This is a genomic window from Nocardiopsis sp. iso_186, from assembly GCF_056173365.1.
Genome location: NZ_CM149670.1, coordinates 1,579,949 through 1,603,834 on the forward strand (window position 1 = coordinate 1,579,949; position 23,886 = coordinate 1,603,834).

At 64.6% G+C, this 23,886-nt stretch carries 20 protein-coding genes and 3 rRNA genes; 14 read left to right on the forward strand and 9 right to left on the reverse strand.

The window, feature by feature from the left end:
- Positions 1-9 precede the first annotated feature (9 nt).
- The 7 genes from AC0VYP_RS07145 to AC0VYP_RS07175 all read left to right on the forward strand — a co-directional run bounded on the left by AC0VYP_RS07145 (position 10) and on the right by AC0VYP_RS07175 (position 6,951).
- A complete protein-coding gene (locus AC0VYP_RS07145; RefSeq protein WP_285759529.1) occupies positions 10-432 on the forward strand; it encodes a roadblock/LC7 domain-containing protein in 423 nt (140 codons plus the stop codon).
- Between the two features lie 95 nt (positions 433-527).
- Positions 528-836 carry a DUF742 domain-containing protein gene (locus tag AC0VYP_RS07150; protein ID WP_475474183.1) on the forward strand — a complete coding sequence of 103 codons (309 nt, stop codon included), beginning with the start codon at positions 528-530 and terminating at the stop codon, positions 834-836.
- Positions 817-1,416, forward strand: a complete 600-nt coding sequence (locus tag AC0VYP_RS07155; protein ID WP_285759530.1) for a GTP-binding protein — start codon at positions 817-819, stop codon at positions 1,414-1,416. The genes AC0VYP_RS07150 and AC0VYP_RS07155 overlap by 20 nt, the downstream gene beginning before the upstream one ends.
- 125 nt (positions 1,417-1,541) lie before the next feature.
- Entirely contained in the window at positions 1,542-2,477 is a 936-nt protein-coding gene (locus AC0VYP_RS07160) for a sirohydrochlorin chelatase (RefSeq protein WP_285759575.1), read from the forward strand.
- A 769-nt stretch (positions 2,478-3,246) separates the two neighbouring features.
- A complete protein-coding gene (locus AC0VYP_RS07165) occupies positions 3,247-5,280 on the forward strand; it encodes a sensor histidine kinase (RefSeq protein WP_475473103.1) in 2,034 nt (677 codons plus the stop codon).
- Entirely contained in the window at positions 5,277-5,636 is a 360-nt protein-coding gene (locus AC0VYP_RS07170) for a DUF742 domain-containing protein (protein ID WP_475473104.1), read from the forward strand. The genes AC0VYP_RS07165 and AC0VYP_RS07170 overlap by 4 nt, the downstream gene beginning before the upstream one ends.
- 433 nt (positions 5,637-6,069) lie before the next feature.
- Positions 6,070-6,951: a mycofactocin-associated electron transfer flavoprotein beta subunit gene (locus AC0VYP_RS07175; RefSeq protein ID WP_475473106.1), complete on the forward strand. Its 882-nt coding sequence runs from the start codon at positions 6,070-6,072 to the stop codon at positions 6,949-6,951.
- Positions 6,952-7,044: 93 nt separating this feature from the next.
- On the opposite strand, the gene AC0VYP_RS07180 is transcribed toward AC0VYP_RS07175, so the two are convergent.
- The 5 genes from AC0VYP_RS07180 to AC0VYP_RS07200 all read right to left on the reverse strand — a co-directional run bounded on the left by AC0VYP_RS07180 (position 7,045) and on the right by AC0VYP_RS07200 (position 9,850).
- Positions 7,045-7,689, reverse strand: coding sequence for an HNH endonuclease family protein (locus tag AC0VYP_RS07180; RefSeq protein ID WP_475473107.1), 645 nt, complete (start codon positions 7,687-7,689; stop codon positions 7,045-7,047).
- A gap of 169 nt (positions 7,690-7,858) precedes the next feature.
- Positions 7,859-8,143, reverse strand: coding sequence for a hypothetical protein (locus tag AC0VYP_RS07185; protein ID WP_475473108.1), 285 nt, complete (start codon positions 8,141-8,143; stop codon positions 7,859-7,861).
- 3 nt (positions 8,144-8,146) lie between these two features.
- Positions 8,147-8,434, reverse strand: coding sequence for a hypothetical protein (locus AC0VYP_RS07190; protein ID WP_475473109.1), 288 nt, complete (start codon positions 8,432-8,434; stop codon positions 8,147-8,149).
- Positions 8,434-9,021: a TetR/AcrR family transcriptional regulator gene (locus AC0VYP_RS07195; RefSeq protein WP_475473111.1), complete on the reverse strand. Its 588-nt coding sequence runs from the start codon at positions 9,019-9,021 to the stop codon at positions 8,434-8,436. Before AC0VYP_RS07195 ends, AC0VYP_RS07190 begins: the two co-directional genes overlap by 1 nt.
- Positions 9,014-9,850 carry an alpha/beta fold hydrolase gene (locus AC0VYP_RS07200; RefSeq protein ID WP_475473113.1) on the reverse strand — a complete coding sequence of 279 codons (837 nt, stop codon included), beginning with the start codon at positions 9,848-9,850 and terminating at the stop codon, positions 9,014-9,016. The genes AC0VYP_RS07195 and AC0VYP_RS07200 overlap by 8 nt, the downstream gene beginning before the upstream one ends.
- Before the next feature lie 145 nt (positions 9,851-9,995).
- Here AC0VYP_RS07200 and tyrS point away from each other — a divergent pair, with 145 nt between their 5' ends.
- The 7 genes from tyrS (at position 9,996) to AC0VYP_RS07235 (ending at position 20,804) form a co-directional block, all read left to right on the forward strand.
- The gene (gene tyrS, locus AC0VYP_RS07205) at positions 9,996-11,294 is read left to right on the forward strand and encodes a tyrosine--tRNA ligase (protein ID WP_475473115.1); all 1,299 of its coding nucleotides are present in this window, start codon (positions 9,996-9,998) and stop codon (positions 11,292-11,294) included.
- A gap of 855 nt (positions 11,295-12,149) precedes the next feature.
- Positions 12,150-13,682: ribosomal RNA gene (locus AC0VYP_RS07210) — 16S ribosomal RNA — on the forward strand.
- 398 nt (positions 13,683-14,080) lie between these two features.
- A 23S ribosomal RNA gene (locus AC0VYP_RS07215) occupies positions 14,081-17,176 on the forward strand.
- Between the two features lie 115 nt (positions 17,177-17,291).
- Positions 17,292-17,408 (forward strand): 5S ribosomal RNA (gene rrf, locus AC0VYP_RS07220).
- The 16S, 23S and 5S rRNA genes sit together here, the layout of an rRNA operon.
- A 1,014-nt stretch (positions 17,409-18,422) precedes the next feature.
- Complete coding sequence (locus tag AC0VYP_RS07225; protein WP_285760868.1) at positions 18,423-19,343, forward strand: tetratricopeptide repeat protein; 921 nt, start codon at positions 18,423-18,425, stop codon at positions 19,341-19,343.
- 367 nt (positions 19,344-19,710) lie between these two features.
- Positions 19,711-20,094 carry an RNHCP domain-containing protein gene (locus tag AC0VYP_RS07230; protein ID WP_285760870.1) on the forward strand — a complete coding sequence of 128 codons (384 nt, stop codon included), beginning with the start codon at positions 19,711-19,713 and terminating at the stop codon, positions 20,092-20,094.
- A 266-nt stretch (positions 20,095-20,360) separates the two neighbouring features.
- Positions 20,361-20,804, forward strand: a complete 444-nt coding sequence (locus AC0VYP_RS07235) for an NUDIX domain-containing protein (RefSeq protein WP_285760871.1) — start codon at positions 20,361-20,363, stop codon at positions 20,802-20,804.
- A gap of 7 nt (positions 20,805-20,811) precedes the next feature.
- Here the strand turns inward: AC0VYP_RS07235 and AC0VYP_RS07240 are convergent, their stop codons facing one another.
- From AC0VYP_RS07240 to AC0VYP_RS07255, 4 genes are all read right to left on the reverse strand, one after another.
- The gene (locus AC0VYP_RS07240; RefSeq protein ID WP_285760872.1) at positions 20,812-21,738 is read right to left on the reverse strand and encodes a GNAT family N-acetyltransferase; all 927 of its coding nucleotides are present in this window, start codon (positions 21,736-21,738) and stop codon (positions 20,812-20,814) included.
- A gap of 40 nt (positions 21,739-21,778) precedes the next feature.
- Positions 21,779-22,489, reverse strand: coding sequence for a B3/B4 domain-containing protein (locus AC0VYP_RS07245; RefSeq protein WP_285760873.1), 711 nt, complete (start codon positions 22,487-22,489; stop codon positions 21,779-21,781).
- Positions 22,486-23,079 (reverse strand): helix-turn-helix domain-containing protein, encoded by a 594-nt coding sequence (locus AC0VYP_RS07250; RefSeq protein ID WP_285760874.1) that lies wholly within the window; start codon positions 23,077-23,079, stop codon positions 22,486-22,488. Before AC0VYP_RS07250 ends, AC0VYP_RS07245 begins: the two co-directional genes overlap by 4 nt.
- Before the next feature lie 83 nt (positions 23,080-23,162).
- Positions 23,163-23,882 (reverse strand): SDR family NAD(P)-dependent oxidoreductase, encoded by a 720-nt coding sequence (locus tag AC0VYP_RS07255; RefSeq protein ID WP_285760875.1) that lies wholly within the window; start codon positions 23,880-23,882, stop codon positions 23,163-23,165.
- Positions 23,883-23,886 lie beyond the last annotated feature (4 nt).

Consider the following 23,886-nt stretch of genomic DNA (forward strand, 5'->3'; position numbering starts at 1 on the left):
GGCATGTAGATGAGCAACGCTACGGGCGACCTGAACTGGCTGCTCGACGATCTGGCCGATCGGGTCGTGGGCGCTGACCACGCTGTCGTGCTTTCCGCCGACGGTCTTCTCATCGGTAGGTCGCGTGCCCTCTCGACAGAGGACGCCGAACACCTCTCCGCAGTGGCCTCTGCCTTTCAGAGCCTGGCCCGGGGGACCGGACGCCAGTTCGGCGGCGGGTCGGTGCGCCAGACCGTGGTGGAGATGGAGCACGCCTACCTGTTCGTCACCGCGGCGGGGGAGGGGGCCTGCCTTGCCGTGCTCGCCTCCGAGGCGGCCGACGTCGGCCTGGTCGCCTATGAGATGAACACCAGGATCAAGCGAGTCGGACAGTTCCTCAGCAGCGCTCCCCGATTCCCGGAAACCTCGACGTCAGGCTCGCCCCAATCATGAGCAGCGGTGGTTACCGGGAATCCCCTGACGGGGATCCGAAAAAGCCGGTCTTCTACTCGGACGTGGGAGCGGGGCCACTGGTACGGCCCTACGCCATGACGGGCGGGCGCACCCGTGCCATGGCGACCACCCTGGACATGATCAGTGTCGTCGTCGCCTCGCGTCGGGAAGTGGACTGGGCGGCGGTTCAGCCCGAGTCCGCATCGATTCTGAAGCTGTGCCGCAGACCGATCTCGGTCGCGGAGCTCGCAGCGCACATGGATATTCCGATGACGGTGGTCAAGGTACTGCTCAGCGACCTCGTCGGCAAAGGGTTCGTCCTTGCTCGGGCACCGCTCCCCACGGCCGAAAATCCCCAACTGAACGTACTTCAGGCGGTTCTCGATGGCATCCGTAGACTCTGACATCCCCACCACCGAACGGGGCCTCCCTCAGGCCCTCAAGATCCTGGTCGCCGGGGGCTTCGGCGCGGGCAAGACGACGCTGGTCGGCTCGGTCAGCGAGATCACCCCGCTCAGCACCGAGGAGATCATGACCGAGGCCAGCCTCGGTGTGGACGACCTCAAGGGGGTGGAGGCCAAGACGACCACGACGGTGGCCCTGGACTTCGGCCGGATCACCATCAACCCCGAACTCGTCCTCTACCTCTTCGGCACCCCCGGCCAGCAACGCTTCTGGTTCATGTGGGACGAACTCGCCACCGGGACGCTCGGCGTGGTGGTCCTGGCCGACACCCGCCGCCTGGACACCTGCTTCTCGGCCGTGGACTTCTTCGAGCGCCGCGGCATCCCCTTCGTCGTCGCCGTCAACCGCTTCGAGGGTGCGGCCGACTACACTCGCGACGAGGTGCGGGAAGCGCTCGACGTCGGTTCGGACGTACCGATCGTGCCCGCCGACGCCCGTCAGCGTGACTCCGGCAAAGAGGTCCTGCTTACTCTTGTCGAGCACGTAATCCGGCGCCGAAGCCCCATCTCCACGGGCTGAGCGCCATCCATGCCACAGTCCATGGGATGATCCGTTACCACGGTGCGATCTTCAGTGACGAAAATCGACCGAAGTAGGTCCATCACCCCCGAGTCGATAGCCTCTCTCGCGTGAATTCAGACGGTATGCAGAATTCTGACAGACTTCCTCCCCGTGCCCTCCCCCGGCGCCGCTCTGGTCGGCACCGTGATCCCCTGTCTTTCGACAGCTGGGTCGGCACCCCAACGCTTGTCCTCGCCGTGCCCGGTGACGCCGCGGATGGAACCACGGGGGCCGAACTCGGTGCCTCGATGGCAGACCTGGTGCGGTCCTACCGGCCCGAGGTACCCATCCGCTTCGCCCATACCGAGGGGGAGGCCGGCGGGATCACCGAAGTCCTCGCCGGACTGGTGCCCGAAGGAGCGCCCAACGAAGAGGAGCGCCCGCCCGGCTACTGCGACGCGGTCATCGTTCCCCTCGTCACCGGAACCCATACAGCAATCACCGCGACGATCGCCCAGGCGTTGCCGGCCTCCGGAGCCGTCGCCCGGATCACGGACGGGCTCGGGCCGCATCCGATGCTGGCCGAGGCACTGCACTTGCGCCTGGCCGAGGGCGGGTTCGCCCGTGCCGACCGGATGCGGCTGATCAGCGTTGTCGCGGCCAGTGACACCACGGCAGACGGCGTCATGGTCGGCTCCGTGGGCGGCCCGGAGGCGATCGACGAGGCCGGAGTGAGCGCGGTCCTGTTGGCCGCCCGACTCGGTGTGACCGTGCTGCCCGCGGCATTGGACGACCCTGCCCACGTCGCCCAGATCTTCGACCAGCTCGCCGCCGCCGGTTCCCGGCGCCCGGTCATCGCCCCGAGCGTCATCGGGGCGGAGTTCCCGCAGGAACGCATTGCCGAGCTGGCCGCCGAACACGGAGCCTCCTACAGCGCGTCGTTGGGCGCCAGTTCCACCCTGGCCAAGATCGTCGCGCTGCGCTACGCGGAGGCCCTCAACGCCTTGGGGATCGATCAGCAGCCGGCACTCGAAGAACTGCCTGCCCCGGTCGGCTCGCGGCACCGTCCCGAGCACTGACCGGTGAGCCGGATGCGGCCGGTCCTTCCGTCGAGGAGGGCCGGCCACCCGTGTCTCCGGCCCCTTTGCGGTGGCATCCGGCCGATGACGTGCTCCTCCGGGCGGACCGAATTCCCGGCCGCCCGTATGGGGCGCTGCGTCAGTATGAGTACCGGTCCTGGCCCTCGGCCCCGCCGTGCCTGTTCGTGGGCAGGTTCGCCCCGTACCGTCCTCTGACCGGTAGCGGGTGCCCTCACCGGAAACGTCCCTCCGATCCCGAGGGCTTTCGGGGCTTCTGTCCGTGGCACGACAACGACAGGCCGGGGAGCCCCGACCAGCGTGCCGAGGTACGCGGTGTCGTGTTCCCGCGCGGATCTCGGTCGGGAGAACATGATCGTCGGGTGCGCGCCTGCCTGGTACCGGCCGCCGAACACCCGGGCGCGGCCCCTTCGGCCCGCCCGTGCCAGGAAGAGTTGCTTCGGGCGGCGGGCGACGACGAATTCCTTTCCCGTCCATTCGGCAAAAACGGTTCGCCTGAAAAGGCGGAATGATCTTTCCGAAGCCGTGACGAATTGTGGTGGAACCGGTTGAACGGCCTGCGATTCGAGGCAGGGCGAGGGGTGGATGCCCGGTTGGCCTGGTAGGGGGAGCTCGCCCGTTAAGCCCACTCTGAGCAGCGGAGACGTGAGAGCGGCAGGTTTTTCGTGACTACTATTTGTTATTAGTCGGCCACGCAAAGCCATGATTTTCGATACGGTCAACTCGCGTCCGATGCCATGGGGAGGCCGTTATGAACGCAGGTTCTGATAATCGTGGCGGACCGGTTGCGGGACGCACGATCCGCAGTCAGTTGACCCGAATGGTCCTCATCCCCAGCCTCGGTTTCCTTCTTTTGTGGGCGATACTGACCGCTGCCAGCACACTGGGCGCCCTGAACCTCATCTCCTCGGTGCGCGATGGGCGAGCCGGCATGGTGGCCTTCGGTGCGATTGCAGCGGACCTGCGCTACGAACGCGCCCAGACCCAGGTCTACCTCGGTGACCTCGCCACCGAGACCCGGGCCGACTTGGACCGGGGGCGCGAGCGTGCCGACGCCACCTTCGCCCGGGTCCACGCGCGGACCGGGGCACTGCTCGACGCCGATCGCGGGGAGTTGCCCCGACGCGTCGCAGACTTCTTCACCGCCTGGGACGAATTGCCCGATCTGCGCGCCGCGGTGGACGGGGGCTCCCTCACCAGGGAGGAGGCACTGAGGGAGTACACCACGCTTCTCGATGGCATCCTGCTGGTCAACGATGCGATCGTCGTTCAGCTCTACGGCGACTCCTCGCGGGCCGACGGTGTCACCGCACTGGAGTTACTGCGCGCGCACGATCGCTTCTCCCAAGCCGGTGCACTGCTCTCGGGCGCACTGGCCGCCGGCGAGATGAACCATGACGAGACCGCGCACTTCACCTTCCTCAGCGCCTCCTACCGCGACATGCTCGGTGCGGCCCAGCCCAACATGACCGACCGGGTACGGGCCCTGGACACCCAGATGCGTGAGAGCTCTCCCTGGTCGGCCGCGGAGGACCTGAGTCTCAAAGTCGTCTCCCGATCACCCGTGAGCGATTCCACGGAACTGGGAGAAGCCGCGTTCAACAGCCGCATTCCCACCGACGCCACCGCATGGAAACAGGCGGTGGCCGGAACCGACCCGTTGTTGCGGGGCCTGGCCCAGTCGCAATTCCAGGCCGCCCTGGACGTGGCCTGGGGGTCGGCGATGCGCGTCATGGTCATCAACGCCGCGGGATCCCTCATCGCCCTGGGCGTGGGCGCCATCGGAATCGTTCTTGCCCTGCGCTCCTCCCGGCGCCTGACCGGACGCCTGCACCGTCTGCACGACGAGACCTTGGAGGTCGCCGACACCCGGTTGCCCGCGATCGTGGCCAAGGCCCAACGTGGTGCACGAGTGGACGTGGCGGCAGAGCTGCCCCCGTTGATGCACGGTTACGACGAGATCGGCCGGGTGGCCGACGCCTTCAACACCGCGCAGCGCACCGCGGTGGGGTCGGCGGTGAAGCAGGCGGAGATCCGCGAAGGAGCCAACCGGGTCTTCCTCGGGATCGCCTACCGTAACCAGGCACTGGTGCAGCGCCAGCTCCAACTCCTCGACGAGATCGAATCGGCGGAAGACGATCCGGAGACCCTGCGTAAACTTTTCCAGCTCGACCATCTCACCACGCGCAGCCGACGCTACGCGGACAACCTGATCATCCTCACCGGCGCCCACTCGACCCGGCGCTGGCGCGAACCCATGCCGGTGGTGGATGTGCTGCGCGCCGCGCTCTCGGAGACCGAGGACTTCGAACGGGTCCGACTCAAGTCCGCGCCGCGGGCGTGGGTCCGTGGTTTCGCGGCGGCCGACGTGGTGCACCTGCTCGCCGAACTGGTGGAGAACGCCACCCAGTTCTCCCCGGCCGGCAGCCGGGTCAACGTGAACAGCAGCAGCATCCATAACGGGCTCAGTATCGAAGTGGAGGACCGAGGGCTCGGGATGACCGAGGCGGCCTGTGACGCCGCCAACCGCACCCTGGCCCGTCCCCCCGAGTTCGATGTGATGGCGTTGCCCGACGAACCGCGGCTCGGACTGTTCGTCGTCGCACGTCTCGCCGCCCGGCACGGAGTGCGGGTGCGCCTGTCACCGTCGCCCTACGGGGGGACGCAGGCCTGTGCGGTGCTGCCCTGGGCACTACTGGCCGACACACCGGCCGACGCGCTGGTGCCGCGGCAGGAGCGCAGCGCTCCTCCACGGCCCCTGTCCGAGCGTGAGCCGCTGCCGTGAGCGGGCCGGGAGGGTTCGACCCCGGTCCCGGGCGGCTGCTCCGGCCTTTCGCAGTGGTCGCCAATTCCCCGGGGCGGATCCGGACGCCCCGTCTTGACCTGGCCGCCCTTCTCGTGGCGACCCGGACGCCTCGGCACGGTGACGAACTCCGGCCGGAGCAGGAGCAGATCCTGCGGCTGTGCGCCACTCCGCGCTCGGTCGCCGAGCTCGCCGCTGCCCTGGCCATGCCGACCAACCTGACCCGGCTCCTGGCCGTCAACATGCTGGCAACCGGCTCGCTGCGCCAGTGCGACACCTCTTATGAGGGAAAGGACGTCATTTTGGCGGCTGTCCTGGAAGGTCTGCGTGCACTCTGACATCAGCGCCTCGTCCGCCCCGGTGCGTGTTCCACGGGTGAGCGCAGCCGCCTTTGCCGCCGGTGCCCTTCGGCCGCTCCGGGAGGCCACCGTGGTACCGGCCACAATCGGCTCGGACCGGGGGTGCCGACACTTCTGTGAATCCTCTTTTCCTGTTGTCCGCCGACCAGCCCCCCGCCGATCTCGCCCCGCACATCCGAATGTGGGAGCCCCATCCAGCCAACGCTTCGCGTAGCGGACAACGGCCATCGGCCCCCGATCATCACTGCCCTCTCGCGGGTGCGCTCGCTGCCCCGACCGTGTACTGAACATCCGCGCGCTGTCGGGCCGAACCCGCGCGCCTTTTGGCGCGACTATCCTTGGTCACGAGAGACTTCCCAGGTCAGACGCAGCTCAATCGGTCCGACGCATACACCTAGGGAGCACGACCGCTATGACTCAGGAGCACGCACCCCTCATCGTGGTCGCGGTGCGCCACGACGACCACCCCCAAGCCATCACCCCGCTCAACGGGATCGCCCGGCCCGAAGGGCATACGAGTGCCCTGGGAGAAGCCGATCGCTGCGCTGTCGAGCACGGCCTGCGCATCGCTGAGGAGCTCGACGGACGTTGTGTCGTGGTCGCGATGGGCCAGTCGGTCGCCGATGCGGCCCTGCGGGTAGCGCTCGCCGCCGGCGCAGCCGAAGTACTGAGGATCGAGTCCTCCCGTGCCGGAGTCGGCGACGAGGACGGTGTCGCAGCCGCGGAGGTGCTCGACGCCGCGTTGGTAAGTACCTTTGGTCCTCCGGACCTCGTCCTGTGCGCTGATCGCTTCGCCGACAGCGGGGCCGAAACCCTGTCGTCCCTTCTCGCGGTCCGTTTCGGCGCGACCCATGCGCGCGGCCTTCTCGAACTCACCGCGGACGACGGCGAGACCACTCTGACCGCACTGCGCCGTCTCGACGAGGGGCGAAGGGAACGCCTGACCGTTCCGCTGCCGGCGGTCTGCTCGGTGGAGCCAGGTTCCGCGATCCTGCGAGAGGCGACCCTGCCCGCCACCGTCCGCGCCGGTCGCGCCGGTGTCCCGGTACTCGTCGTCGCCGCGGAGCCGGCTCCCGTCACGCGGCTCGCCTCCGTGCACGCCTACCGGCCGCGCAGCCGGGTCGAGCCGGCGACAGGCCCCACCGACCCGCACGGACGACTCATGGAGCTCGTCAACCCCCTCGTCCTGCGCGATTCTTCGCGCGGTCCGCGTGCTGCCGGCCCTGCTGAGCCCACCGAAGAACTTTTGTCCTCCCCCCGCGGGCGCGGGTATCTTCCGGCCGACACCGCCTGAGCAGAACGGCTCCGTGTGGTTGTCGTGCTCGGACGACACCGAAGCCGGCGCCCCAACGGGCACCGGCTGCGGGAGTTCAGGGCATGCGGGTGATCAGCAGGAGCTGTTCAGCAAACTGGTGAGCTTCGTCTTCTCGGCGGAGTTGACACTCAGGTTCCAGTAGTCCTTCACATGGATCCAGGTCTTTGCGTAGTCGCAGTGCACAGCGGTCCGGGTCGGCATCCATTTGGCCGGGTCCTTGTCCCCCTTGGAGGAATTGCTGGTCCCGGTGACCGCCCACAGTTGACCGGTGGTCAGGTCGTTGGCGAACTGCTGCCGACGGCTGGTTGACCAGGTGTCGGCACCCGAACGCCATGCTTCGGCCAGAGGGACGAAGTGGTCGATGCTGATCTGCGACGGAACCGACGTGGTCACTCCGTCGTAAACGCTGTACCAGCTGCCGGAGGTCGGGTAACAGTCGTTGCCGACCGTGACGTTGGTGCCGTCGCGGCGCAGGACCCATTCACGCGTGTTGCAGTTGCCCTCGACCGTGCTCCAGTGGGGGAAGAGGCTGCGGTCGTAGGCCGAGGACGCGCCCTCGGCCTTTACGGTCAGTCCCGACAGCATCGTGCGCGCCTGCGCCAGGCTGGGGGGAGCGGGGGGAGCGGCGAGTGCAGGGGAGGAAGGGATGACGAGTGCGGCCAGGACAAGCGTCGTGGTGCACGCGACCGAGGCCAGGCGACTGAGGACGGTGGCCATGCTTATCTCCAAAGCAAGAGCGGGGGTGCCTCCGGACGAGACAAACGATCGTCCATCAAGCAGGCCTGATCCATAGCTTAGGGTGAGCAAACGATGACGAAAAGTCGCCGATCTTTTTGCTGGTAACGCCCTTGACGCCAAATCGGGCTCGCATTTCCCCAGGTCACAGTTATCCAAGCAGGTCGCTGGTAAAAAATCCGCCCAGGAGCAGGGACACACTCAGGCTGTAGAGCAATGCCCCGGTCCGGTAGGGCTGGTCGCGCATTGTCCGCCGTGTGTACAGCGCCGCTCCGACGAATACCAGCAGCCCGTCCACGAGTGCGGCGGCCGCGGGGGTTTCCCCCAGTCCGAGGACGATCAGCAGTAGATCGCCGGTATCGCCCGGGAGGATCGCGATGTCCGGCCGGTGCGCCAGCAGGTCCGGTAACCAGTGGCTGAGGACCGTTCCCGCCACGACCTATCCCGCACCGGGGCTCCAGCGTCCTTTCACCAGTAGGTGCACCAGTGCTCCCGCCAACGCCGCCAACAGCACATTGGACACCAGGGCGTGGGAGTACAGCGCGTCGATCCACAGCGATCCGTACCCGCGGGCGCCCGCAACTGGTTCCAGCGCCTCCACCCCGACCGCGGAAAGAGGAAGGAACGCCAGGTCGGGGAGCTGGGAAGCCACCAGCAGTACTCCGAGCAAAAGCTCCGGGCACCACGCTTTCACGGCTGCCGCGACTCCGAAATGCCCCGCAAGCATCAGTGCACTCTCCTGTCGGAGTCGGAGGGCCATGTCTGAAGGGCGCGGATCAATCCTTCGACGAGCGCCCGGTAACTGGCATCGACGTTCTGCGGCAGGCCGAATCCGCCCCGGGTCTCCAAGTTGACGAATCCGTGCAGTCCGCTGCGCAGCATTCTGACCGCGTTGACCATCGACTCCTCTGCCAGGCCGAATCCGCGCACCACGGCGGCGATCACTTCGACCGTGCGGGCCGCTGCTGCCGTAGCCTCGGTGTCCTCGGACAGCGGTGCCACTTGCAGAGCGGCGTAGCGTCCCGGGTGGCGGGTCGCGTAATCGCGGTAGGCGGCAGCCAGGGAGTGCACCGCGTTGACCCCGGAGCGTCCCAGTGCTGCACGGCCGAGGACCTCGGCGAACTCAAGGACGGTCAACAGGGCGAGATCGCGTCGCAGCCCCTCCAGTCCGCGCACGTGTTTATACAGGCTGGGAACCGCAACGCCCAGACGTTTTGCCACGGTCGCCAGCGACAGCTGCTGGTAGCCCTCCTCGTCGCTGATCCTGGCAGCCTCGGCTGCGACCAGCGCCGGGGTCAGCCCCGCCCTAGCCACGGGTGGAGCCGGCCGTGAACGCCAGAATGGCCGCGGCGACCAGGTCGGGCCGCTGTTCCTGGGGATAGTGGCCCGCGTCGGGCACCATCATCAGTTCTGATCCGATCCGTTCGCCGATCCAAGCCGCTTCGCGGGCAGGGTCGGGCCAGTCCGGATCGAGTGCTCCCATGAGCACGAGCGAGGGTGCGGTCACCTCGTCCAGCCGTTGCTCCACCTCGCTGTGCGAGGTGACCAGCGTCTTCGCGATGGCACGGTAGCGCTCCTTAGAACGTAGCGCTGTGCGCACCGCTGCCATGTGCCCGTCGTGCCCGAGCGGGGTACGCCCCGCGTACAGCTTTTCCAGGTACCCCCCGAGCACTGCCGGCCCCCAAGGCCGCAAAGACAGCAGGCGTATCGCCAACCGCGTGGGTGCACCGCCCGAATCGCGGAGGAACGGACCGATCAGGACCAGTGCAGCGACCAATTCCGGACGCTCGGCGGCCACCCACGTGCTGATTGCGGCTCCCATCGAGTTGCCGACCAGCAGTGCCCGGTCGCCGCCCAGGTGTTCGATCAACGCGATGAGATCGGAGCCCCCGGCACTGTCCCCGTAGTCGTCGAAGCCGGTTGTGCTGTCGCCGTGACCACGCAGGTCCAGTACCGCGACCCGGTATCCCCGTTCGGCCAGTGCCGGTGCGAGGAAGCGGAAGCTGCTTCGGGAGGAGGCCATACCGGGGACGCATACCGCGAGGGGCCCCTCGTTGCGCTCCCCGTGCATTTCGTAGGCGACGGATCCGCCGGGACGCGACAACAGGCGAACCGGAAGAGATCCTGATTGGCTAATTTCCATAACCCTGAGGCTAATGCCATTAGCTTCAGGTGGCAAGAGAATCCAGCGCGGCTCTTGGGAGGGAACCGCTACCGTAGGGGGCGACGGTCCGGTGAAGCCTCAGGTGGGCCGGACGTGAAGCCAGTGAGCGCTACGGAAAGACCACATGACCGACATCATCGACGAACTTCAGTGGCGAGGCCTTCTCGCACAGACCACCGACCTTGACGCATTGCGCAAGGCGCTGGCCGATGGTCCGGTCACCCTTTATTGCGGCTTCGACCCAACGGCCGGGAGCCTGCACGTCGGCCACCTCACCCAGGCGCTGACGCTGGCCCGGTTCCAGCGTGCCGGTCACCGGCCGGTCGCCCTTGTGGGGGGTGGAACCGGCATGATCGGCGACCCCAAGCCCAACGCCGAACGCGCGCTCAACTCGCCGGAGACCATCCGCGGCTGGGTGGGCGCCCTGGGCGGGCAGCTCTCCGCGTTCTTGCGCTTCGCCCCGGACTGGGTGGCCGCGGGGGCAACCGACGCAATCCTTGCCGACAACGCCGACTGGCTGGGCGGTTTGTCGGCGATCGGCCTTATGCGCGACGTCGGCAAGCATTTCGGCTTGAACCAGATGCTGGCCAGGGAGACGGTCAAGAGCCGTCTTGACGGTGTCGGCATGAGTTACACCGAGTTCAGTTACGTGTTGTTGCAGTCCTACGACTATGTCGAGCTGTACCGACGGCACGGGTGCACGCTTCAGATCGGCGGCAGCGACCAGTGGGGCAACATCACTGCGGGGCTCGACCTGATTCGCCGCATGGACGCGAACGAACCGCACGGTCCGGCACACGCATTGACCACAAACCTGCTCACCAAGGCCGACGGTACGAAGTTCGGCAAGACCGAGAGTGGGACCATCTGGCTCGACCCCGAACTGACCAGCCCCTACGCCTTCTACCAGTTCTGGTTCAATTCCGACGACCGTGACGTCGTCCGCTACTTGCGCACGTTCAGTTTCCGTTCCTGCGAGGAGATCGAGGAACTGGAGCGCCAGACCGCTGAGCGTCCTGCCGTCCGTGCGGCGCAGCGGGCGCTTGCCGAGGAGCTGACCACGATGGTGCACGGAGAACAGGAGTGCCGCAACGTCGTCGAGGCGAGCAAGGCGCTGTTCGGTCAAGGGGACCTGGCCTCGCTGCCGGAGGCGACGCTGCGTGCTGCGCTCTCGGAGGTGCCGCGCAGTCAGATCGAGGGGCCGGTTGCCGACCTCCCGCCACTGCTCGACCTGTTCGCCCAGATCGGTCTCGTCCCCAGCAAGACCGCTGCGCGGCGGATCGTGCAGGAGGGCGGTGCCTATCTCAACAACACCAAGGTCACCGACATCGAGGCCCGGGTCGGGGCCGAGGACCTGCTGCACGGGCGCTACTTGGTGTTGCGTCGGGGCAAGCGCAATATCGGCGGCGTCGTCCTCGGTTAGCCGTCTTCCAGTCGTCCCTGGCGGGCTTCCCCTCGGAAGAGGGGAAGCCCGCCGCGCTTGTGCGGTCGAGGAAAATTTTTCAGGATCGGGGTTTGGGTCTGCCACGCCGCGGGGAGGACTGTCTCTGCCTAACCAGTAAGTCCGATCCACCGCGCAGGTCTGAACTACAGAGCCGCGCGATCCTGAAGCGTCTAGACCTGATCAAAGGTCTTCCACCTCGCTGACCTGGGGATTAACGCCAAGGTCGAGGTCGCGTTTGACGTGTCTTCAGGAAGAACTTATTCTTGCCAAGCACCGCGACGTGTTGGGCGCTCACGCAGCGCCCGTTTCACCCCCTCGCGGTTCAACTCAGAGGGATCTCCGGTCTGAGCATTGCTCAAGGCTGGTAATCTTTCATCTCGGCCCTAAAAAGCCGTGAAAATGGATTGCTTTGGACATTTCGAAACACCGGTTCGGTGCAAGGAAATGTGCTGGTAATCTGGTAGAACAAGAACTCGAGGACATAAGTTCTCACCGTTCTTCACCAGCTTCATCAAGGGTTTGCGAAAAGCGCGGATTTGCGCCGGAACAAACACCCTGATAAAGTCGGGAACACAACAAAGCGGAAACAACGCCGCACCGATACGAAGAGCGTGACACGCGGGCCTGGCCCGCTGGGAATGCTTGTAGACGGTTAAGCGGTTGCTTTTTGAGAACTCAACAGCGCGTGTTTATTTACTTACAGCCAAGTTTGTTTTGGCTCCCGACCATCACATTGTGATGGTGAGGGATTCCTTTGATTGAATGTCAGTTTGATGTTCAGTCAGGGTTGACGCCATCTAGGTTTCCACGGTCTTCGGGTCGTGGTGGTAGACCTTAATGGAGAGTTTGATCCTGGCTCAGGACGAACGCTGGCGGCGTGCTTAACACATGCAAGTCGAGCGGTAAGGCCCTTCGGGGTACACGAGCGGCGAACGGGTGAGTAACACGTGAGTAACCTGCCCCCAACTCTGGGATAAGCCGAGGAAACTCGGTCTAATACCGGATATGACACGCTCCTGCATGGGAGGGTGTGGAAAGTTTTTTCGGTTGGGGATGGACTCGCGGCCTATCAGCTTGTTGGTGAGGTAATGGCTCACCAAGGCGATAACGGGTAGCCGGCCTGAGAGGGCGACCGGCCACACTGGGACTGAGACACGGCCCAGACTCCTGCGGGAGGCAGCAGTGGGGAATATTGCGCAATGGGCGAAAGCCTGACGCAGCGACGCCGCGTGGGGGATGACGGCCTTCGGGTTGTAAACCTCTTTTACCACTCACGCAGGCTCCCAGTTTTCTGGGGGTTGACGGTAGGTGGGGAATAAGGACCGGCTAACTACGTGCCAGCAGCCGCGGTAATACGTAGGGTCCGAGCGTTGTCCGGAATTATTGGGCGTAAAGAGCTCGTAGGCGGCTAGTCGCGTCTGCTGTGAAAGACCGGGGCTTAACTCCGGTTCTGCAGTGGATACGGGCTGGCTAGAGGTAGGTAGGGGAGACTGGAATTCCTGGTGTAGCGGTGAAATGCGCAGATATCAGGAGGAACACCGGTGGCGAAGGCGGGTCTCTGGGCCTTACCTGACGCTGAGGAGCGAAAGCATGGGGAGCGAACAGGATTAGATACCCTGGTAGTCCATGCCGTAAACGTTGGGCGCTAGGTGTGGGGACTTTCCACGGTCTCCGTGCCGTAGCTAACGCATTAAGCGCCCCGCCTGGGGAGTACGGCCGCAAGGCTAAAACTCAAAGGAATTGACGGGGGCCCGCACAAGCGGCGGAGCATGTTGCTTAATTCGACGCAACGCGAAGAACCTTACCAAGGTTTGACATCACCCATGGACTCGTGGAGACACGGGGTCATTTAGTTGGTGGGTGACAGGTGGTGCATGGCTGTCGTCAGCTCGTGTCGTGAGATGTTGGGTTAAGTCCCGCAACGAGCGCAACCCTTGTTCCATGTTGCCAGCACGTAATGGTGGGGACTCATGGGAGACTGCCGGGGTCAACTCGGAGGAAGGTGGGGATGACGTCAAGTCATCATGCCCCTTATGTCTTGGGCTGCAAACATGCTACAATGGCCGGTACAGAGGGCGTGCGATGTCGTAAGGCGGAGCGAATCCCTAAAAGCCGGTCTCAGTTCGGATTGGGGTCTGCAACTCGACCCCATGAAGGTGGAGTCGCTAGTAATCGCGGATCAGCAACGCCGCGGTGAATACGTTCCCGGGCCTTGTACACACCGCCCGTCACGTCACGAAAGTCGGCAACACCCGAAACTTGCGGCCCAACCCTTCGGGGAGGGAGTGAGTGAAGGTGGGGCTGGCGATTGGGACGAAGTCGTAACAAGGTAGCCGTACCGGAAGGTGCGGCTGGATCACCTCCTTTCTAAGGAGTCATTGAAGCCGACTGTTTTTCCTATCATGGTCGGTTGACTCGAGAGTGGAACCGATGCTGGTTGCTGATGCTGGTGCCTTCGATGGGTGCTGGTGGGTGGCTGGAGTGTTCGGTCTTGGTTGTTGAGTGGATGAACTTTGCCCCTGGTTTCCTAGAGCTGGGGGGCGCGCTGTTGGGTATCTGAGGAAGCAACCGATACCGGCTTTCTTCATCGTTAAGGGTTTGGTCGTGCGAGTGTGCCGGCTGGGCTTGGTGGGGAGGGTTGGTGGTTGTTTTCTGGTGCCGCCTCAAAGAACTCTTGGTGAGGTTTTTTCTCGTTGAGTGGTGTTTGGGTTTGCGGGTGGTGTTTTGATTTGTGAATAGTGTGCGCGAGCATCTTGTATCTGTGGTGGCCAAGTGATAGTGGCACACGGTGGATGCCTTGGCATCAGGCGCCGATGAAGGACGTGGGAGGCCGCGATAGGCCACGGGGAGCTGTCAACCGAGCTTTGATCCGTGGGTGTCCGAATGGGGAAACCTAGCCCGAGTTGTGTCGGGTTGCCGCTACCTGAATGTATAGGGTAGTTGGTGGTGACGCGGGGAAGTGAAACATCTCAGTACCCGCAGGAAGAGAAAACAATAGTGATTCCCTGAGTAGTGGTGAGCGAAAGGGGATGTGGCTAAACCGTGCGCGTGTGATACCCGGCAGGGGTTGCGTGTGCGGGGTTGTGGGATGTGCTGTGTTCAGTCTGCCGGCTGGGCGCGATGATGGTCTGATTAGCCGAAACTGGTGGTAAACGGTACCGGAGTGGGTGAGAGTCCCGTAGGTGAAGATCAGGTCTAGTCGTTGGTGTATTCCCGAGTAGCGCGGAGCCCGTGAAATTCCGTGTGAATCTGGCAGGACCACCTGCTAAGCCTAAATACGTCCTGATGACCGATAGTGCACTAGTACCGTGAGGGAAAGGTGAAAAGTGCCCCGGTGAGGGGTCGTGAAATAGTACCTGAAACCGTGTGCTGTCAAGCCGTCAGAGCCTGGACTCCTTGTGGGTGGTGGGTGATGGCGTGCCTTTTGAAGAATGAGCCTGCGAGTCATGGTGTGTGGCGAGGTTAACCCGGGTGGGGTAGCCGTAGCGAAAGCGAGTCTGAATAGGGCGTTTGAGTCGCATGCTGTGGACCCGAAGCGGAGTGATCTACCCATGTCCAGGGTGAAGCGGAGGTAAGACTTCGTGGAGGCCCGAACCCACCAGGGTTGAAAACCTGGGGGATGAGGTGTGGGTAGGGGTGAAAGGCCAATCAAACTCCGTGATAGCTGGTTCTCCCCGAAATGCATTTAGGTGCAGCGTTTCGTGTTGCTTGCCGGAGGTAGAGCTACTGGTTGGCTGATGGGCCCTACAAGGTTACTGACGTCAGCTAAACTCCGAATGCCGGTTTAAGTTAGCGAGGCAGTGAGACTGCGGGGGATAAGCTTCGTAGTCGAGAGGGAAACAGCCCAGATCATCAGCTAAGGCCCCTAAGCGTGTGCTAAGTGGGAAAGGTTGTGGAGTTGCTGAGACAACCAGGAGGTTGGCTTAGAAGCAGCCATCCTTTAAAGAGTGCGTAATAGCTCACTGGTCAAGTGATTCTGCGCCGATAATGTAACGGGGCTTAAGTACACCGCCGAAGCTGTGGACTCAACACTTTTGTGTTGTTTGGTAGGGGAGCGTCCTGCACGAGGTGAAGCTGCGAAGTGATTCTGTGGTGGATTGTGTGGGAGTGAGAATGCAGGCATGAGTAGCGAAACCAGTGTGAGAAACACTGGCGCCGATTGACTAAGGGTTCCTGGGGCAGGTTAATCCGCCCAGGGTGAGTCGGGGCCTAAGGCGAGGCCGACAGGCGTAGTCGATGGATAACGGGTTGATATTCCCGTACCCGTTCATACGCGTCCAATACTGAATCCTTTGATGCTAACCACCACTGAAGCTCATTTTCGCCTTCGGGTGTTTGTGGGTGGAGGCGTGGGATCCGATTGGGTAGTAGGTAAGTGATGGGGTGACGCAGAGGGGTAGCTCTACCGGGCGATGGTTGTTCCCGGGTCAAGCGTGTAGCCTGGAGCATAGGTAAATCCGTGTTCTGTGAAGGGTGAGGCGTGACGTCGAGGCGTTGAGCTGAAGTGAGTGATCCCGTACTGTCGAGAAAAGCCTCTAGCGAGTGTGTGGGCGGCCCGTACCCTAAACCGACGCAGGTGGTCAGGTCGAGTAGACCGAGGCGATCGGGTGAACCATGGTTAAGGAACTCGGCAAACTGTCCCCGTAACTTTGGGAGAAGGGGAGCCCTGTCTGGTGATCGAGTTTTCCTCGTGAGCTGGGTGGGGTCGCAGATACCGGGGGGAAGCGACTGTTTATTAAAAACACAGGTCCGTGCGAAGTCGTAAGACGCTGTATACGGACTGACGCCTGCCCGGTGCCGGAACGTTAAGAGGACTGGTTAGATACTTTTGTGTCGAGGCTGGGAATCTAAGCGCCGGTAAACGGCGGTGGTAACTATAACCATCCTAAGGTAGCGAAATTCCTTGTCGGGTAAGTTCCGACCTGCACGAATGGCGTAACGACTTCCCCGCTGTCTCAACCATGGGCCCGGTGAAATTGCACTACGAGTAAAGATGCTCGTTTCGCGCAGCAGGACGGAAAGACCCCGGGACCTTCACTATAGCTTGACATTGGTGTTTGGGATGGTTTGTGTAGGATAGGTGGGAGCCGGTGAAGCTGTCACGCTAGTGATGGTGGAGGCGTTGGTGAAATACCACTCTGACTGTTTCGGGCATCTAACCTGGGACCGTGATCCGGTTCGGGGACAGTGTCTGGTGGGTAGTTTAACTGGGGCGGTTGCCTCCTAAAGAGTAACGGAGGCGCCCAAAGGTTCCCTCAGCCTGGTTGGCAATCAGGTGTTGAGTGTAAGTGCACAAGGGAGCTTGACTGTGAGACGGACGTGTCGAGCAGGTGCGAAAGCAGGGACTAGTGATCCGGCACCGGCGTGTGGAAGCGGTGTCGCTCAACGGCTAAAAGGTACCCCGGGGATAACAGGCTGATCTTCCCCAAGAGTCCATATCGACGGGATGGTTTGGCACCTCGATGTCGGCTCGTCGCATCCTGGGGCTGGAGTTGGTCCCAAGGGTTGGGCTGTTCGCCCATTAAAGCGGCACGCGAGCTGGGTTTAGAACGTCGTGAGACAGTTCGGTCCCTATCCGCTGCGCGCGTTGGAGACTTGAGAAGGGCTGTCCCTAGTACGAGAGGACCGGGATGGACGAACCTCTGGTGTGCCAGTTGTCCTGCCAAGGGCATGGCTGGTTGGCTACGTTCGGGAAAGATAACCGCTGAAAGCATCTAAGCGGGAAGCTTGCTTCAAGATGAGGTCTCCCACCACTTCGAGTGGGTAAGGCCCCCTAGAGACGATGGGGTTGATAGGCCGGATGTGGAAGCCTTGTGAGGGGTGGAGCTGACCGGTACTAATCGGCCGAGGGCTTGTCCATCGCAGATGACTGGATGCTCGCGCACACTATTCGTTTTTGGCTGGCTGCCTTTTTGGTGGTTGGTTTTCCGTGGGTTTCCCGCGCTCGCCTGTTGGGTGGGTGGTTGGGTGGAGGTTTACGGTGGTCATAGCGGGAAGGAAACACCCGGTCCCATTCCGAACCCGGAAGTTAAGCTTTCCAGCGCCGATGGTACTGCCTCCTTGCTGGGGTGGGAGAGTAGGACGCCGCCGTAATTGATGTTGGTTGGGCTCGTTTGGTTGCCTCTTGTGGGGGTGGCTGGGCGAGCCCTTCCGCATTTTCAGGGGTGTTTTCGGTGGCAGTCATCACCCGCACCCGTGAGGATTTTCGGGCGGGCGACGGCGCCGGCAGCGGCCACCGCACCGACCCCAACGTGTCCAGAGAGGTTTTCCCGGACCCCGCTGTACCGCGTCATGCCTGTTGCAGCGGCCAAAACACATGGTTTTCCAGGTAGATCCACAGATGCCGTACAGTTGGTCTGGATCTTCGGAATCATTTTGCGCTGCTATGCAAGAGGTGGCAGCGCTTTTGACTTGTTTACGGACGGAACGATGACTGACGAAAGCCGATCGGGGGGCCACGAAGGCTCCGGAGCCCGCGACCATGGAGGTCATCGATCCGGCGGCCAGAGGTCGGGGGGTCGTGACAGCGGCCGGTTCGGTCGGGACACAGCCCGGGGGGGCGGTGGATCCGGGCGTGGGAACTGGTCACGTGACGGTCGTGATTCCGGACGTCGAGACGACCGCGCGGGTGGTGGTTTCCGTCGGGACGATCGCGCAGACCGTCCCCGTGACGACCGTGATGGGCCGCGTGGTGACGAGCGGCCCCGCCGTGACGGCGCAGGCCGTCCGGGCGGTGAGCGACGCGAAGGTGACCGCGGAGGCTTCCGAGGGGGGCGTGGCGACCGCCCGTTCCGGTCGAGTGACCAGCAGCGTTCCTCGTTCCGAGACAGCGACCGGCGGGATGGCTCCCGTGGCGGTTCCGACCGGCGTGACGATCGCGGTGGGTATCGTGGCGGTTCCGACCGGCGCGACGAGCGGCCGGGCGACCGCAACCGCGGAAATTATTCGGGTGAGCGTCGGGAGGGCGGCTATCGTGGCGGTTCCGACCGGCGCGACGACCGGCCGGGCGGTGACCGCGGAGGTTTCCGTCGCGACGACCGGCCCCGGGACGGCCGGGGTGCAGGTTCGGGGCGCCGTGACGAGCGCGGCGGTCGCAGCGATCGGCCGATGCGTTCCGGCTACCGCTCTGACGGCCCCCGTCGCCAGCAGGGCAACGACCGTTACCGCGAGGAGCCTCGTGACCCGCGCGACACCGCGCCGGAACTGCCCGAAGACGCCTTGCCGCACCGCCTGGACCCCGATGTCCGCAGTGAACTGACCACGCTTCCCAAGTCGCTGGCCGATGTAGTGGCCAAACACTTGGTCGCGGCTGGTGAACTGCTCGAGGAAGACCCGGAGCGTGCCTACCAGCACGCTGTCTACGCCCGTCGCAAGGCATCGCGGATCGGTGCCGTGCGTGAGGCGTCGGGGCTTGCTGCCTACAGTGTCGGGAAGTGGCAGGAAGGACTCTCCGACCTCCGGGCCGCTCGCAGGATGAATGGTCGCAATACCTACCTGGCGGTCATCGCCGACTGCGAGCGCGGTCTCGGCCGTCCGGAGCGGGCCCTCGAGGTTGCACACGGACCCGAGGCCGCTGACCTCGACGTCGCCGACCGGATCGAGTTGCGGATCGTTGCCTCCGGGGCACGCCGGGACATGGGGGACATCCACGCTGCCCTGGTGGAACTCCAGGTACCGGAGCTCAAGGAGCGCCGCGCACGCCCGTGGGTGGCCCGTCTGTTCTACGCCTACGCCGATGCCCTGCTCGAACTCGGCCGCGAGAGCGAAGCTCGTGAGTACTTCTCTCGCGCATCCGCTGTGGACCGGGAAGGCGGGACCGACGCCGACGAGCGTCTTGCCGCTCTTGAGGGCGTCGAGATCGTGGACAGCGATGATGACGTGGTCTGGACCGACGCCGAGGACCCCTACTTCGAGGAGGAAGCGGAGTCCGAGGCTCCTTCCGTGCCTTCGATGTCCACCGAAGAGGCCGACGCCGGCGATGTGCGCGGGCACGAGGACGGCCCCGCACCCCGGGACCGGGAGAATTAGGAGTTCCTCGCGACTGTGGTTCGGCGCCGGGCGGTTCGTGGCTCTTGTCCGCGAACCGCCCGGCGCCGTCGTGTCGGAAACCGGCAGGAGCGGCACCCTGAAAAACCGATTGCTTCTCGGCCTCCGGTGAAGTTGGGTTGGATGGGTGGCGGGTCCGACCTTGGTGACCTGCGCTCTTCGAGCATGGAAACGGTGAGTTTTGTGCCCCGGCAGTTCCCGAGTGCGCCGTGTATGCCCGCTTGGAGTCCGACTTGTGGTGTCCAGCGATCGAAAAAGATCTACTGATGCCCTCGGGTTGACCTTGCGGTGCGGGCGAGTCGCACTCCACGTGTGCCGTTTCGCCGATTCCCGCTAGGAGCATTCCATCGTGTCCCAACGACGCGACGACCGTTCTCGTTCACGTGCCGATCAGGGCGCCCGATCGTTTCGCTGTCACCACTGCCGTCTCGACGTCTCGCTGTGGGCGCCGGGCACGCAACACCGCAATCATTGCCCGAACTGTCTATACAGCAGGCATGTGGACGATCGCCTGCCGGGGGACCGCGCCTCCGAATGCCGTGCCCGGATGGAACCGATCGCCATCGCCGTACGCGGTGCCGGAGAATGGGTCATCGTCCACCGCTGCACAGGGTGCGCCGAGCTCAGCTCCAACCGCACCGCGGGCGACGACAATCCTCTGTCGCTGATGAGGATCGCCACCAGGCCACTCGCTCAGCCGCCGTTCCCGTTGGAGCACCTGACCCGGCTCTGACCGGTGGTGGTGCGGGCCATCGCAGAGGTGTTGGCCCGCACCACCACCCCGGGGCCATGACGATGGGGCCTGGGGGCTGGCGCACCGCGAGTTCATCGGTGAGACTTGAGGGGATGCCAGAACTTCCGTTGACGGATGTACGCGCCCTTGACCGTTCTTCTCCACAGGCGCCATGGCTGGCATCCGATGATCGGATGATTTTGGCTCTCCTGGTATCCCCGGCATCGACCATCTGACGGCTACGCACACGTGAGGCGACAGCGCTTATGACCGTTCTCCCTCCGCCGTTCAACGGCGCCGCCGTCCACCTCGGTGAGCTGCCCGCAACCCATGACTCAGTCGTTGTGCTGCTGTTCTCCCACGGGCGCCCGGTCATGGTCCGCCATCGCGACCGCGCCTGGGAATTTCCCGGCGGCCACACCGAGCCGGGTGAGGACGTGGAGACGACTGCTCGCCGGGAGGTGCGGGAAGAGGCAGGCGCGGAACTGGCCGATCTGACGATTGCCGGCTACTACCGTCTTGCCAACGGGCACACGACGGTCGTCACCCACGCGCGGTTGGTCGGCCTCGTTCCACTCACCGGGGAGTTCGAGACGCTCGAGGTCCGTGTTTTCGACGTGCTGCCCCCGGACCTGTCGTTCGACGACGGCCTCTACGCCCATCTGCTCACCGTGATCGGGCTTCCGGGGGTTCCGCCCACCGTGCCATGAGCCGTCTTCAGCGGGCGGAGTGCCCTGCTGCGGGTTTGGCGTACAGACTCTCCTCGGCGCAGGGTCGATAACCCAGCCACCGGTTGATGGCGAGCATGGGCACGTTGTCGTCCGCGTTGGCCGTGTAGGCGAAACGGTAGCCGTGCTCCCGAGCCCTGTGCAGTGCGGCGGTCTTGGCGTATTTGACCAGTCCACGACCGCGGTAGCCGCGTAGGGTCCCGGTCATCGCCGAGTAGACCCTGTCGATGCCGTCAGTGAACAGGCTGACGGTGCAGACGGGCCGCTCGTCCACCACCACGGCGGTACTCAGGTCGGTGTTCATCAGGGGATGCCGCCACATCATTCGACGCCAGTCCTCGTAGGGACTGGCGTCGAAGGGGATGTCGGCAGGCTCGTCCTTGATTGCTTCGGCCTCCACCGCATGCAGTGGTCTGGGGTCGGCGCCGAACCGGGCGAAGGGGGAAAGCGCGGCGTTCCCGGGCGCAGGTGGGATCGGCGGCAGCGCGCTGAGGTCGAGTTCTTGGAACTTCGCGCTCGTGCGGCGTTGGTAGCCGCGGCGTTCGGCGAACCCGGCGGAGTCGGTATCCAGCACATTGCCGCGCAGGACAACGGCTCCGACGGCGGCGAGGTGCTTCTCGGCCGCCTGGAGCAGCGCGCTGCCCGCTCCTCGCCCGCGATGACCCGGGGCCACCAGCACGTCCATTTCTCCTTGGCCGGCCAGTGTCGTCTCCCACTCCAGGCCGGCGCGTGCCCGGCCCACGACCACGCCGTCGAGTTCGGCGACGAGCACCGTCTCCCGGGACGTTTCCGGAACCCGGGCCGCACGATCGCACATGGCTGCAACGGTGTCGACCAGATACGGCATCACCGCCTGGCGGAAAGCGAAGACCGCCGGGGCGTCGTCGCCTCGGAACGGTCGGATCACAAGGGTCATGTGGTGACCCTAGGGGGCGTGAGCAGGGATTGTCGCCTGATTATCGGGTCAGGAGCCGACTCACGGCCTTCAGCTCCGGACTGGTCGTGTGCAGCGCCGAAAGCAGGGCATCGCCTGCTGCTTCGACGTCACCGGAGGTCATGGGGGCGAGGGTGTCGATGATGAAGATGCCCCGGGTGGTCGTCTCGGTGAGCCGGGTGCGCAGACACTGGCGCCAGTTCCATCTGCGGCAGGTGACCCCGGTGGCGTCGCGCCACACGACCTCGCCCGGTGCAGGGTGTTCGATGATCGATTCACCGGCCTTGCTCGTCTCGAATTCTTCATCACCAGAGGCGCGCACCAAGTGCAGCGGCCCCTGATAACAGTCGAGGTCCTCGCCGCCGACAGGAACGACGTGGGAGACGGAGACGGCGTTGTAGGCGTCGGTGAGCCGGTCAACACGGGGCAGTCCCTCTGACGCCCTGCGCAGCAGTGCCTCCACGCTGGTGCGGGTGCGCTGCGGTTTTGCTCCGAAGGAGCGGAACGCCTCCCGCCAGGAGTGCACGTGGGGGAGGTCGGCCGGGTCCGTGTCCGCGAGCAGTGTCGTGGCACGGGATTCGGCGTCGGCGAGCAGCGCCTCGCTGGCCGCGTCGCTGGGACCGGGACGCAGCCCCTCTGCGGCGATCAGAAACGCTCGGTAGTCGGGACGCAGGGTGAAGACGGCATCGTCAACACGGGCCTCGTCGAGCCAGGCGGAGAGGTCGGCGGTCATGGTTCTCCTCGGGATGGAAGGGATCGGGGCGACAGATGCACGGTCATCAGGAAGTCGCAGGGCTGATCCGCCGCGCAGGAGTAGGCGTGCTCCTTGTCGGCGGCGAAAGCCGCGGTTGCGTCGGTCGCAACGACCGTCTCGGCCTTGTCCACGGTGACGTGCAGTGTGCCATTGAGCACCGTCACGGTTTCGTGTACCCCTGCTCCGTGCATCGCACTGCGGTGCGTCTCGCCGGGCAGGAGGCGCCACCGCCACACCTCGACCGGTGCCGGGCCGGGGGTGGTCAGCAGCAGCCGGGCGGTACCGCCTGCGGTGCCGGTCCACAGTGGTGCGACGCGGTCGAGGGGGACAACGCGGATCGATTGTGTGCTGGTGCGCGGTTCCACCAGTGCGGACACCGACAGGGACAGTGCGTCGGCAAGGCGTACGAGGGTGGAGAGGCTGGGGTTGCCCTTGCCGTTCTCCACGGCCACCAGGGCACCTTTGCTCACGGTGGCCCGTGCTGCCAGCTGATCGAGGGAGAGCCCGTGCCTGGTCCGTGCGGAGTGGACGTTGGCGGCCACGGTCGCGGCTGTGTCGCGGTCGGTCACGCGCCTCCTTCGGTCATTATATTGACCGAATATATCACTAAAATGACCGCACGGAGAGTCGTGCCGTTCGGTTCGCAGCGTCCTCACCGCAGGTTGAATCCCCCGTCAAGCAGCAGGACCTCACCGGTGATATAGGAATTCGCCACCAGCGCCCACACGATGTCGGCGACGTCGGCCGGGGTCGCGGTGCGGCCCATGGGCGCGGTGTCGCGCCAATGCCGTCTCGCCTCGTGCCATTGTGCGGTCAACGGGGTCTCGACGAATCCCGGCGCCACCGCGTTCACGCGTACGTGCGGGCCCAGCGCGGCGGCGAGCAGCCGGGTGACATGGTTGAGGGCCGCTTTTGTCGCCGCATAAGGGATCGACGCGCCTTTGGGACGCACCCCGGCATGGCTGGTCACGTTGACGACCGAGCCACCGCCCGGGCGAGGACTTGACCGCAGTGCCTCAAGGAACGCCGAGGTCAGTGTCCAGGGCGCGATGAGATTGACGTCCAGCAGCGCGTGCCAGTCCGCGGCTGAGACCGCCGCCATGTCGGCGTGTTCGACGACCGTGCTGATTCCGGCGTTGTTGACCAGCACGTCCAGGCGGCCCAGCCTGGCCAGGACTTGTTCGGCCAGTGCAACGATGTTCTTTTCGTCGGAGAAGTCGGCCCATACGTGATAGCCGTCCAGTTCCGCCGCGAGTTCGGTTCCTGCGGCCCGGCCGTCGCGGCTGTGCACCACGACGAAAAACCCTTCCGCTGCCAGTCGGCGGGCCGCGCCGGCGCCGATCCCCCCGGTGGCCCCGGTCACCAGGGCCACCGGC